The sequence below is a fragment of the Roseivirga misakiensis genome (genome assembly GCF_001747105.1).
GTDB classification, from domain to species: Bacteria; Bacteroidota; Bacteroidia; order Cytophagales; family Cyclobacteriaceae; genus Roseivirga; species Roseivirga misakiensis.
This window is the reverse complement of the sequence record NZ_MDGQ01000003.1, coordinates 956,258-969,759: the sequence shown is the minus strand read 5'-3', so window position 1 is coordinate 969,759 and position 13,502 is coordinate 956,258. Positions and strand designations below refer to the sequence as shown.

Annotated in this window: 8 protein-coding genes; 1 reads left to right on the top strand and 7 read right to left on the bottom strand. The window is 40.5% G+C overall.

Features of this window, described 5'->3' with window-relative positions:
• Positions 1-3 precede the first annotated feature (3 nt).
• Complete coding sequence (locus tag BFP71_RS04450) at positions 4-1,053, bottom strand: PA0069 family radical SAM protein (RefSeq protein WP_069834222.1); 1,050 nt, start codon at positions 1,051-1,053, stop codon at positions 4-6.
• 153 nt (positions 1,054-1,206) lie between these two features.
• Positions 1,207-2,118: an ROK family protein gene (locus BFP71_RS04445; protein WP_069834221.1), complete on the bottom strand. Its 912-nt coding sequence runs from the start codon at positions 2,116-2,118 to the stop codon at positions 1,207-1,209.
• 46 nt (positions 2,119-2,164) lie between these two features.
• Between BFP71_RS04445 and BFP71_RS04440 the strand changes: the two genes are divergently transcribed.
• The gene (locus tag BFP71_RS04440) at positions 2,165-3,334 is read left to right on the top strand and encodes a hypothetical protein (RefSeq protein WP_069834220.1); all 1,170 of its coding nucleotides are present in this window, start codon (positions 2,165-2,167) and stop codon (positions 3,332-3,334) included.
• Here the strand turns inward: BFP71_RS04440 and BFP71_RS04435 are convergent.
• The 5 genes from BFP71_RS04435 to BFP71_RS04415 all read right to left on the bottom strand — a co-directional run bounded on the left by BFP71_RS04435 (position 3,331) and on the right by BFP71_RS04415 (position 13,488).
• Positions 3,331-4,983 carry a glycoside hydrolase family 13 protein gene (locus tag BFP71_RS04435; protein WP_069834219.1) on the bottom strand — a complete coding sequence of 551 codons (1,653 nt, stop codon included), beginning with the start codon at positions 4,981-4,983 and terminating at the stop codon, positions 3,331-3,333. The genes BFP71_RS04440 and BFP71_RS04435 overlap by 4 nt on opposite strands.
• Positions 4,984-4,988: 5 nt before the next feature.
• Positions 4,989-6,935, bottom strand: a complete 1,947-nt coding sequence (locus BFP71_RS04430) for an amylosucrase (protein ID WP_069834218.1) — start codon at positions 6,933-6,935, stop codon at positions 4,989-4,991.
• 111 nt (positions 6,936-7,046) lie between these two features.
• Positions 7,047-8,747, bottom strand: a complete 1,701-nt coding sequence (locus BFP71_RS04425; RefSeq protein WP_069834217.1) for a sodium:solute symporter — start codon at positions 8,745-8,747, stop codon at positions 7,047-7,049.
• 173 nt (positions 8,748-8,920) lie between these two features.
• Positions 8,921-10,270, bottom strand: a complete 1,350-nt coding sequence (locus BFP71_RS04420; RefSeq protein WP_245701816.1) for a vanadium-dependent haloperoxidase — start codon at positions 10,268-10,270, stop codon at positions 8,921-8,923.
• 38 nt (positions 10,271-10,308) lie between these two features.
• A complete protein-coding gene (locus BFP71_RS04415) occupies positions 10,309-13,488 on the bottom strand; it encodes a CHAT domain-containing protein (RefSeq protein ID WP_069834215.1) in 3,180 nt (1,059 codons plus the stop codon).
• Between the last annotated feature and the right edge of the window lie 14 nt (positions 13,489-13,502).

Here is a 13,502-nt window from a genome sequence, read left to right as displayed (position 1 = left end):
GGGCTAAAACAGCCCCATTTGGCCTTTGTTGGTTTTGACAAAGAGATCGGTTCTTAGCGGAGGTCGGTGGGGAATCCCCGTAAAACATTTGGCTTTGCTAAGTTCAAACATTCGGTGAATCGACTGCACAATCCTGCCGTCACCCCGCATGCGTTTACCAAATCGACTGTCGTTTAATTTACCGCCATGAGCACCCTTTATTTGACTTAGAATTTTTTCAGCCCTATCAGGAAAGGCTTGCTGCACCCAATTCTCGAATACTTCCCCAATTTGACCATTCAGTCTTACCATGGTAAAACCAGCGCCTCTTGCGCCAGCATTTGCCGCGGCCTTTATGAGTGCTGGAATTTCATGATCATTGAGACCTGGTATTACGGGCCCAATCATTATACTCACAGGAATACCGCGTTGACTCAACTTTTCAATTGTTTTTAATTTCTGCTTGGCTGTAGCCGTTCTGGGCTCAAGCTTCCGTCGAACTTTTTCATCTAATGAGGTAAGTGAAAAATGTAGCCCGACTAAATTTAAGTCAGCCAGTGGCCCCAGCAGGTCGATGTCTCTGGTAATGATCACATTCTTTGTAATGAGCCCTACCGGGTGCTTGTACTTTAAAAAGACTTCTAATAAACTCCGTGTGATTTTAAGCTTTCTTTCAATGGGTTGGTAGCAATCTGTATTTCCAGAAAGCACAATGGTTCTGGGATTCCACCTCGGGTTTTGAAAGTGTTTTTCAAGTAATTGAGCGGCATTTGGCTTGTAAAGAATTACTCGCTCAAAGTCCAAACCAGCATTGTAGCCCCAATATTCATGCGAATTTCTAGCGTAACAGTAAATACATCCATGCTCGCAACCTTGATAAGGATTTAAGGAATAGTCCATGCCTACATCAGGGCTTTCTACTTTATTGACGATAGTTTTAGGAAAGATTTTGATGTATTTCGTGCCTGGTGCTGCTTCATCAAATTCATCGATACCTTCTATGTGTTCTTGAACGTATTCATGCGCTAAGAACTTGTTTTTTACTTGAATTTGGGCACCTCTTCCTTTAAACAATTGCTATAATATTTAGTAAACTAAAAATAATAGCTTAATACTAATTAAAATAGCCAACGATAGATTTTAACCTCAACTTTCTGGAAAAAGGTTATTCGAAGAATTCATCGGCGTGCCAATCCTTCTCTTAAAAGGTAATGGATAAGTGCCCGATTAAACTGTAAGGAAGGCTGCACCAAAAACACCAGCGCTATCGCCGAGTTTTGGTCTTACGATTTTTGTGTCTAACCTTGGGTTGAAAACGTGTTTTTGAGCAGATTTAATCCCTTCAGTATAGAGTTCCTCTATATTTCCAACACCACCACCGAGTACGATCACGTCTGGGTCAACAATATTAATCACCGTAGATATCCCTAAACCAAAGAAATGAATCAAACGATCGAGGGTTTTCACAGCATTGGGGTCTTTTCCAGATCTGGCATCAGGAATAATTTCCTTTAGACGCTTTCTAACACCCGTGATTTCCTCATAATAATTTTCCAAGCCAGTGCCTGAGATAATTTTTTCTGTGCAGCCAGATTTACCACAGTAGCAGTCACCACCGGAGCTGTCTAAGAAATTATGACCCCATTCGCCGCCGATACCCTGTTTTCCGTTGATCACCTGTCCATTTACCACTAAACCACCACCGCAGCCCGTACCCATAATGACACCGAAGACCACTTTTGCCTCTGGGTCTACTTCTGGAACTACCCCCATTTTGGTTTCGGCTAAAGCAAAGCAGTTAGCATCATTAGCCGTAATGACGGGTATGCCTAAAAGAGCTTGCAAATCTTTTTGGAAAGGCATCTTATTGATGGATTGTGAGTTGCTGTTTTTCAACAATCCAGTAGGCGGATCGATTGCCCCTGGTGTACCAATGCCAAGCTTGATTGGGTGGCTACCAACCGATTCAGCCATATCGTCGATGAGGTTCTTAATTCTGTTCAGCACATGCTCATAACCCTGATCGGATTCCGTATCTATACGTTTTCGGATCAAGACTTCTGGTTCTGTGGGAGATTTCATCACAATTCCCTCTATTTTGGTACCGCCCAAATCAATTCCCCAAAGCTGCTCTGACATCGCTATAATTCTTTTTAACTTCTCATAATTTATAAATAGATAAGCAATGCACAAACCGATTTATCAATTCTCGATTTTGGTGTTAATCGTCGCCCTATTTTATGGCTGCAGCAGTTCTACTGAAGAGGCTAATAACAATGGCGAGGCAATCTCCAATTATAAAGCTGAAATAGCTGATTCTGTGGTTGTTCAAAGACTTTCAGTTGTTTCTATGCAAGCGTATAATGCCAATAATGAGACCCTGTTATTGATGGATGAGCAGCAAGGCGATATGCTTGTGGTAGATAGGGAAGGAGAAGTAAAAGTGAGTTTTAATCCCTTTGTCGAAGGCCCTAATTACATAGGAAATGGAAGCTCTGGTTGGAGTTTTTATGGCCAAGATGAAATTGTTGGCTATGGCTGGACCCATACTTACCGTTATTCCCCAGCTGGTAAACGTGTTCAAAGAATTGCACATCCTGTTGAAACTGGAGGTCAGCTTACATTAAACTACAATCCAAGACGTATTTTGACTTACTCTTCAGGGGATAAATTAGGTGTTGTTTCTTTAATGCCTATTGCTTTTGGCCAGGTTAGCCGTAACCAAGAATATCATGACAGTGCTCAAATAGTTTTTAAGTTAGACTTCGGTTCACAGTCCACACAACCCATTTTTGGCAAGCCCGAAGAAAGTATTTATAGAACAGGTGGAGAATACTTAGGCAATGGTTTTCCTACCATAGATCATTTGGATGGTAGCGAGTTTGTGATAGGCTATGAAGCAGACAAAAACATCTACATTATGGACGCGGAACGTGATAGTATAATGGCCACCTTAACGTTGCCAGAAGCGTATTGGCCTATTATCGAACCAGTTCCTTTTGACGCTAAAGAGGCACCGAATAAGTTGAAGGTTATATCAAATGTTTACAGTCTTGGAGATCGGTTCATAGTGAAGTATCAAGGTCTGATACCTGAACCTGAATTTAAAGCCCTGAGGAAATTACCTCGTTGGTACGAATCTCCTGAGCTCAAGCAATTAGAGAAGAAATACATAAAGTCTGAATTCTTGCTTTTTGACAGAGAAGGGTTTAAAGGCCCCATTTCTTGGGACTTAGGCACAACGGATTACCGATATTTTGGAGACAAAAACGGGTATATCTGGGTTCGTCGAGAATATCAGGACGAACGAGATTATTATACTTTTTTAAAGATTAGAATAGTAGAAGATAACTAGTCGTTTACCCTAAATATTTTGGCTTCCCAAGGTCGCATTAACAGATCTTCTGTAGCATCAGAATAATTGTAAATCAATAGTTCTAGTCCAGTAATGATCGGGTTGAAATCTACTTCCTGATCAGAAAAGTTTAGCACGACTAAGTACTCATTAGTCTCGTCCCATCTTCGGTAAGCGTAGATTTGCTCATGATTATTCTCAATCGACTCATAATCGCCATAAACTAAAGTTGGGTTGTCTTTTCTGAATTGAATCATTCTTCGGTAAAAATTCAATACCGACTCCGTATTCCTTTCTTGGTCTTCAACATTGATATCAGGGAAATTCGGATTCAAATTAATCCATGGCGTCTGTTCAGAAAAACCTGCATTTTTGCCATCCGTCCACTGCATCGGAGTTCTGGCATTATCCCTTCCCATTTTATGAACATTGTGAATGTAGTCCAATGGGTTTTTGTTATCAGCTTCCAGCGATTTGAAATAATTAAGGGTTTCTATATCTCTGTAATCAGACGGCGATTCAAAGGCTACATTGGTCATGCCGATCTCATCTCCTTGGTAGATGTAAGGCGTGCCACGCATGGAAAGTAACATAGAAGCCAGCAGTTTTGCCGCTTTTATTCGGTGCTCTTGGTCAGAAGCAAAACGCGAAACAATTCTTGGGAAATCATGATTGCCAAGGAATATACTGCCCCAGCCTTTACCCGCTAATTTTTCGTCCCATTGGTTGAATACATTCTTAAATTCAACCAGAGAATAAGGTATCGGATCGAACTTTCCCCCTTCACCCATATCCATAAACATATGATCGAAGTGGAAAACCATATTCAATTCTTCGCGATCTTCTCCCACATAATCGAGCCCATGCTCCAATGTAATTCCAGGTCCTTCCCCAACAGTCATGATGTCATATTTCGACAGCACTTCCTTATTCAAATTGCGCAAAAACTCATGTACTCTTGGGCCATTGGCATATTGCTTAGCAATCGTCTCCTCAAATACAGGAGATATCATATCGCTGTATTCAGGGCGTTTGGAGATGAGTGATATCACGTCCATTCTAAAACCATCAACCCCTTTATCGAACCAATATTTTACGATGTCATTTACCTCTGACTGAACTTTCGGATTCTCCCAATTAAGGTCAGGCTGTTTGGTAGTAAAAAGGTGTAAGTAATACTCCTCTGTTTTTTCATCGTATTGCCACGCCGAACCTCCAAAAAATGCTTCCCAGTCGTTTGGAGGACCACCATTTTTGCCGGGTTTCCAGATATAGTAATCACGATATAGATTGTCTTTTGAAGATTTTGAGGCTTCAAACCAAGCGTGTTCGTCAGAACTGTGGTTAACCACTAAATCCATGATAATCTTCATGCCTCGCTCATGGATGCCCTCCAAAAGCAGATCAAAGTCGGCCATAGAACCGAACTCGTCCATGATGTTTCTATAGTCCGAAATATCATAGCCATTGTCGTCGTTTGGCGATTTATAAACGGGGCAAAGCCAGATAACATCTATGCCCAAAGAAGCAATGTAATCTAGCTTTTCGATAATCCCCGGTATGTCACCGATGCCATCATTGTTAGCATCATTGAAACTTCTAGGATAGATTTGATAGACTATACTCTCTTTCCACCAGACTCTTTTCATGGATCTTATTTATTTGTTAACCAATAGTATTGATAAGGTTTGAGCATAATCTTTCCCTCAACCGCTTTTACGGACTTTCCAGTTATTCGGTCCACCATTTTAAAAGGATTTACTCCTGTTTGCGGAAACACCAAATGAGGATAGATCTCTTGATCGGAGTCCTTAAAATTGGCAACGACAAAAGTACTTTTTGACTCAAATTTTCTCTCAAAAGCGAAAACATGATCGTTCGATACTTCTATCAAGTGTGTATTGTTATGATCTGCAAATTCAGCTACCGTTTTTCTGACGGCTATCATCTTTTTCAACGACTGAAAAACTTCGAATTCAACAGATTTCTTTGTGTTTCTCTTTTTCGATTTTTTCCAATCCATCTCTGGCCGATGCATCCAACGATTGTCATCACTTTTGGCATCGTCTTTTAGAAAAGAATAATCATTAAGGGTAGCAATTTCGTCACCTGCATAAATCACAGGAATTCCACCATAAGAAAGGATAATGGAGTGCATCAAATTGATACGGTCTATCGCCCGTCTGATGCCCAATTTGTTATCTTCTTCTAGTGCTTGTTCCAGTCCAGCTAATGAGGCCATGGCACCTGAAATTCGTGCATCACCAGTTTTAGGGTTGTACATGAAAGGCAAGCCTTTGGCAAATGAGCCATGGAAATCACCCGTCAAGAATTTGGTCAAGAACTGCCTGTGTGCACCAGCGTCAAATCCAGCTTCTTGAATGTGTCTGTCTTCAAAACCCATTCCGATATCATCATGGCAGCGAGCATAATTTATCCAAGTGGTGCCATTGGGTTTCGCAGGTACATCCCTCAAGCTCGCTTTCATCACTCTTGTACTTCGTGTAGCCAATGAATTCCAGAGTAAGGCCATCAGCGTGGCATTGTAGGCAATATCATGTTCATTACTCCAAACCTTAGACTGCCCGAAGTATTTTACAATTTCAGTAGGGGCAACTATGGCTTCCGCTAAAAAGGCTACTCCCGGTGCTGCTATTTGCGTACAAAGTTTAAAGAGCTGGTGAATTAGGTGGGCCTGTGGTAGATTCTGACATGCAGTGCCGATCTGTTTCCAAACGAAGGCTACGGCATCCATTCTGAACACATCTACTCCCATATTAGCGAGGTGCAGAATAACATCTAGCATTTCCACCAATACATGTGGGTTTGTATAGTTCAGATCCCATTGATAGGTGTTGAAAACCGTCATGACCCACTTTTGCATTTCCTCGTTGAAGGTGAAATTCCCTGGGGCGCTTTCTGGAAAGACTTCCGGCATAGATCGCTCGTACATATAGGGTATCGATCGGTCTTCGAAAGCGTAGTAAAAGTCTTGATATTTTTGGTCGCCAGATTTCGCTTTCACGGCCCATTCATGTTCATCGGACGTGTGATTGACTACTAAATCAAGCATAAGTATCGTTCCTCGATCTCTTAGTGTTTTGGCAGTTTTTTTAAAGTCAGCATTGGTGCCAAATCGACGGTCTATTTTTCGATAGTTACTCACCGCATAACCACCATCATTCTTCACCTTTGGGCTTTCCAAAACTGGCATCAAATGCAAGAAATTAATACCAAGCTCTTCGAAGTAACCTACTTTTTCAGATAAGCCCTTTAAGTCTTTGTTGAAGCGATCGACATAGAGCATCATACCATTGATTTCTTGGCTTCGAAACCAGGCCGGGTTTGTTTCTCTTTCTAAGTCGGACTTTTTAAGGTAGCTCGGTCTTTTTAAGAAACCGTTGAGTAGTACTTGACTCAATTTTTCAAATGCCTCTACAGCATCAGGGTGTTGTCCATACAATTGATGAAATCGGTCGTAAATGTCACTAAACAGAGCAACATATCTTCTTTCAAAATCAGCGATCGATTGATCACCAGCTGCTTTTTTTAATTCTGGGAGCAGCTTTTTAAGTAAAAGGTGTGCGGTAGGATGATACATGAGGCTGTGCTCAGCTTGAAGTTTGCGCGTTAAGTTCTTTGAAAATTCTGCTAAGAATTAAAAAACCCTCGACCAGACTCACGTCGATCGAGGATTAGTTTCTACACAAATTTAAATAAACGAAATAACTATTATAGCTGTCAAAATGAGCAATAATACTGAAAGTACTCTGTAATTTTTATACCAAGGAAGCCCAACCAATTCTTTGGTTTCGTCGCGGTAGATTTGTTTGCTCCAAATCATGCCTTCAAGCTTCTCGTCGGTTGGTGCTGGACTAAATGAACTCACCACGGCATTTATTATTAAGGCGATTACGAATAGTGTTGGCACTATGTATAGGAAATGTACTCCCGTGTCACCAGTACTGATTCCTCCATAAGTCATGAAACAGTAGCCTATCCAAACCAGCACCAGCGCATAAGAAAGGACTAAACTCCAAAAGCCGCCATTTGCGTTCGATCTTCTACTAAATAGACCCATAACAAACGCAGCGACAATTGGTGGTGATATAAAGCCTAGAATCTGTTGTAAGTAAGTCCATAACGATCGGAAGGATTCTATCATCGGTGCCCAGATCGCCGCAAGTATTACGAGTACTATGGTAGCGATCTGACCGGCTCTTACAAGTCCTTTTGAACTGATTCCTGGCTTAAGTTTTTGCACAAAATCCATGGTAATCAAGGTAGAGGCAGAGTTCAGCGTGGCCGATATACTCGATGACATGGCGGCTAATAAACCGGCTATCACAAGCCCTAAGATACCTGTAGGTAGTAAGGAATAAATTAGCACAGGATAGGTCATATTAGGACAATCCGCTAAGGCACCACATGTTTCGAACCCTCCTTCTACTGGGATTGGATAGTTTAGGAAGCTTATATCAGTATCAGAGAACAAAAGAATGGCCAATACGCCTGGAATTACCATAATAAATAGCACTGGTAATTTTAAAAGCCCAGCGAAAATTGCGCCCCAACGGCCATGGTTAAGATCTTTTGCTGACAGTACTCTTTGTACCATAAATTGGTTGTTGGCCCAGAAATAGAATCCGAGTAATGGAACACCAAAAAGCAGGCCAGGCCAAGGCATGGATTCATCGGAAGCTGGCCGTATGAGACTCAGGACTTCTCCAGCATTTTTATCTATTCCGCCAGATTCGTTCAATGCATTTAGTCCATCGATCATAGCTCTCCACCCACCGACTTCGTTGAAAGCAAAGTAAGTCACGAGTACGGAGCCAAAAATGAGGAGGACAGCTTGAATTACCTCTGTGTGAACCACTGATGATAAACCACCAGGAATGGTATAAGCCGCGGCCGCAAAGGCCAGAAGTGCAATGATGATCCAAGATGGCATGTCTGGGAAAATAATTTTAAGAATCAGGTTTCCTGCATACAGACCAGAGGCCGTATCAATGATAACATTACCTATAATGGTAATTCCTGAAAACAGATATCGTGTTCTTGTATCGTACCTTCTTTCCAAGAACTCAGGCATGGTATAGACCTTGGATTTGAGGTAGAAGGGGAGAAAGAAAATGGCAAAAATGACTAGGACCACCGCGGCCATCCACTCATAGTTATAAACGGCTACGTCGGTATTGAAGGCGTCAGAAGTAAGTCCAATGAGTGTATTACTACCGATGTTTGCTGCAAAAAGCGAAATACCGACAATTGGCCAAGCCATGTTACGACCTGCCAAAAAATAATCCTCAGAACTTTCTTGCTTTCCTTTTCGGATACCATACCAAACGATACCCACGAGATACACCACGATAATAGCAATATCGATGTTCCCCAGTCCAATAGTTTCCATTTGCTCTTGTTAAGGTTGAAGTAGGACTTTTATGCAATCGATTGCAAAAAGACATACCTATAAGTATACGCTATTGCTATTGGAAATCATAGTTTTTGGCCAGTAAACGGCATATTGTGCAACAAAAAAAGCCAGTGCATAGACACTGGCTTTTTTTGAAATTTGAATTATTCTTAGTCTTCTTTCTGCGCTATGCTTTCATTTTTTAGCGACACTTTATCGATTACATATTTCCCAAGTGCTTTCCCTTGAGTCACGCCATTTGCAATGGCCGGCATGTAATGAATCCCGCCGTACATCCTGCTGATAGCCGCTTCTTCTGAGGCATCGATAAATGAAGTAAATGATCGGATAGGAAGACCATATTTAACTTCCGTATCATCGTCAAAAGCGAAGTTGTCTCCAAAAATTGAACTTAAAGCTATAGCCGCTGCATTTGAGATTACAGAGTGGCCGCTGGTATATTCTGGAAATGGAGGCGTTTGCAATAGTGGCAACCATTCTTCATCAATATGCTTATTGATCAGGGTCTCTGGTCTGATCAGATTACTTCTAAATTTCTCATCCCAACAGCTAATAAATCCATCTGCTAAGGCGATTGAGGTCAAAGCATAGGCAGCTGCTGTTTTCATAGGCTGGGTTTCTTCTTTCTGACAAGCAATTTTCACAATGCCTATCCAGTGTCCACCCGGTGTAATCTTTTTAGTCGCAGCCATTACATGACCCGTCACATTCATTACATAGGGATTGCAATCCCAGAAAGAGGCAATTTCTTTTTCCTCTTCAGATAGGTTATTACCCACAGTATACACTTCCATAACCTCTTTGTAAAAAGGGCTTCCAACAGTCATATCAAAAGGAGTAGGTCGTTCGGGAACAAACTGTGTAGCCGAATCGATCGCAAACGGTCTTATTCTAGACCAACTTGGTTCGATTGCCTCCATATACCCGGGAGGGGTTGGTTGCCATCTGGTCGGGTCATCAGTTACTGTAAATTTGGGGAAAGTACGTGTTTGCTTGTACATATCGCCATCGGCCCAAGCCAAGATATGTTCCGCTACTTGATCTCCATAAGCCAAAGAGGCATTAAAATAAGTTTTATTCACCCCTTTCTTTAGCTCTTTGAATAGTTCGGCTTTGTAGGTATCCATTTTCTCCTCAGAGAAAATGAAGTTGGTACCAAGCTTAATAAATGCTTCAAGTGCAGCCAGTTCATAGCTCACTTCTTCTGTAGGTTCAGGGATGGCCGTGAGCTCTGTTAATTGCCCTGCCAGACTTTTGTAAGCTGGGTCGGTTTTAGCCAAAATTTCGTACATACCGATACTCGGGTAGGCATAAATTCGGCTTGCCACAGGTGGCGAAAATATGTCATGAACAATGACCTCTGAGAGTTTCTCCATTGAGTCATGATATACATCTGACGATATCGTAATTTCTTTCTTACCCGAGTCACAGGCACTAAAAAGTAATACGGTCAGTGCCAGTAATAAGTAATGCTTCTTCATCTCATGTATCTTTTTCACTTCCACAAAGTTAAGGAATGAAAATGAAGATGAACAATTTATTCAGTCAGTGATAAAGCAGTTTTCTTTCTTCTTATCATCAAGCCTATTACACCTATGCTTATCAATAAAATGATTATCCAATAGTACCAGGCAATACCCGCTTTTACAATAGGACTGTCATCGCCATTTACTGTGAAGTGCGCCCAATAATAAGGATGTGCCAAGAGGCCGTCATTTTCTCTTAGATAAGCCAATTTGGCATTTCTCATAGCTTGACTTTTGGTTTGACCCTTAGCTAGGTAACTGTAAAAAGCACCCATTATATTCGCGGTGCTATTGTCGTTAGCTGTCCAATGCGTCATTATCACACTTTTAGCACCCGCGTAGAAGAAGCCATTCGCAATACTTAAAGCACCTTCTCCTGATAATATTTTACCTGAACCTGAATTACAAGCGCTGAGGACAACCATGTTCGCTGGAACATCTAAGCCAAGAATTTCCCTCATATTTAAGTACCCATCACTAATAGAGTCCTGATCAAATGGAGAAAACAGTAACCTTGAGTATAGAGAATTTTCCTCATCAATTATGCCATGAGTAGCCAAGTGCACTACTGCATAATCGGATGCATTTTTTCGGAAGGCTCTTTCAGTCGCTTCGAGGTCTAAAAGAAGCTTGGTATCAAAATGATCTTTTATAGCTGTCACTTCGCCTTGGGTATAGGCAAGATTTCCCATAGTTGCTCTTGTCGAATCAAAATTTGATGGGTTGTTTGTGCTTTTGATATTGAATAAAGGAGCGAAGGCTAAGACTTTTTGGCCAGAATGCTTTTTTGATGAATTAAGTTGTTTTAAAGAAGTGGCAGAGGTAGCATATCTAACATCATGGGTCTTTATTAGAAAGGGTAGGTCATGGTCCTCTAATTCTGCATCAACTCCTTTCGTCAGTAGAACCTCAAAAGGAATTTTATGAAGTATGCCATCAGCAATTATAGTAACCTTATTGTAACGACTAAAATCCAAAGAGTCAGTAAATAATAATTCAGATAATTTGGAAGATGAAGACTTCATTTCTGAAATATTTTGGGGAGTACTACCAGGCCTTTTTAGTTGCCTTGTAAATTGATCTATGTACTTAAATAAGGTGGAATCTGACCCGTCTAGGTGCTTAATAAAATCGAACCCTGATTTATCAATTCTGAATGAATACATACTTCTGCCAAAGATATTGTAGTTTAAAAGGAGTTCTTTATCGCCCAATAGCTTTTCTCTTGTCTCATCAATATTCAAATAATTGTTATTGTACTTTAATGAGTAGTAGTTAGGGAAATCGCGCTTGATTTTTTGCCTTAGTCCTAACAATTGCTTGTTTAATTGTAATATGCGTTCCTTAAGGTCTTTCAACTTTCGATTATCCAAGTTCTCTATCTTGCTTTCCTTGGTATAAACAAGCGTTTCTAACAAAGAGAGTTCCTTGCCGATCGCTTCTTCTTGATCTATGTAAGATTTGGGGATATCTGGTGGATTAAGATCAAAAAATGCCTGATTAGCTTTACTTTTTTCAAAGAAGGTGTAGGCAAACTCTGCATACTTATAATCAGCTGTAATCTCAAAAAGTTTGTGCGCAATTCTGATAGCATAATGTTGACTTTCCGCAATTCCAGAATTTAGTATGGTCTTATTAGTATAACCTAGCGGTAATTCTCTCAGTTTATTTGCAATGCTATCTGCTATTAGTGTAGCATCAAAAGCATAGGTTAATAACTCAGTTTTAGGTTCTATCTCGTATTTAATATCCATTGAATACGACTTCCCAATGATTGCTCGATAAAACTCATATGTAGTAACCACGTCATCAATTTGCGGGTTAATCTCAAGGAGTTCACTTTTGAAGTTTTTAGTACTAGCCACTAATGCTTTTTGAAAGTACTTCATGGCTGAATCAGGCTGAGGCCCTTCAGGTTTAGATAAAAATGCAACGGCCAAATCGTTTGCCAGTTTAGTAGCCTTTGGCTTAAAACCAAAAGGAATTTTCATGGCAATTTCCAAACCATTAGCCATTAGCCTTAACCCTTCATCTGCATTTCCAAAGTAAAGTTCAACTGTCCCTATATCGTAGGTCAAAGTTGCAAGATTCTTTTGCTCTTCAGGGAAATGAGTTTTCAATAATTCTAAAGCCTTATTGTAACTTGCCAAAGCATTTTTCCGAGCAATTTCGTATGCTCCGTTATATACACCGTCTACAAGGTAAGCTCTTCCTAAAGCCCTATAGGTGGCAATCGTTTCTAAAGAGTTCTGCCCGTAGATAAGTTCGGCAAGGTTGGCTGCTTCTTTCATTGAAGATATTCCTTCTTTTGGCTGTTCCATATCATTGTAGACCCCCGAAATTCTAGTTAAAGCAATTATTAACTCTTCACTTTCTGGGTTTAACTCTCTTGCGATATCTGTGGCTTTAAAGAGCTCTTGTAATGCATTTGGATACATTCCTAATTGCGAGTATGCCATTCCAAGTTGTGAGTAAACCTTGGCTATAAAAAAACTCTTTTTGCTGCTTGCGACTGCAGTATTTATTAAGTCAGCTTTATTAAGGTGAATGAGCGCATTATTAGGATCAGAGTTCATTGAATTAACTCTGCCAAGTTCATAATAAACTTGGGCGAGCTCAGGTTTTAGATTTAAGCTGTCATATATCGCAAGGCTTTCGGTTAGGGAGGTCAATGCCTCTGTGAATTTTCCAGTAGCTGCTTCGGTTTTACCCTGAATAACCTTAGAACGAGCAATCCCTAAAACTCCCTTATAGGAGTTTCCATCCATAAATCTCGAAGTGGAGTTAAGAGTCTCCAAGACTTCAGGCCATTTTCGTGATAGCCTTAGGATTTCGGCCTTTGTAATATATGCTTCTAATAGTATTTGAGAATTCTCGTTTCTATTAATAATACCGCTAATGACGCTATATGCTTCTTCAAAACTTCTTTTTTTGGCAAGCTGGGAGGCTACTTTTATTCTGGCAAAGAAATAGTTGAGAGAATCTTGTTTTTTCAAATAGAGGGATGAAGCCCTTTCTAATGTCTCAATCGCATTATCAAAATCATAGATTTGAGAATATTCCTTAGCCTTTCCCATAAGAAGCTCAGCATTGTCCTGACCACTTAATTGATAGTTTAAGAGAGGGTGAACTAAACCGCCTAAAATAAGTAGAATAGTGATTAACCGGAGTTCTTTCAACTGTTCAATCATATATGGTCAAGTTA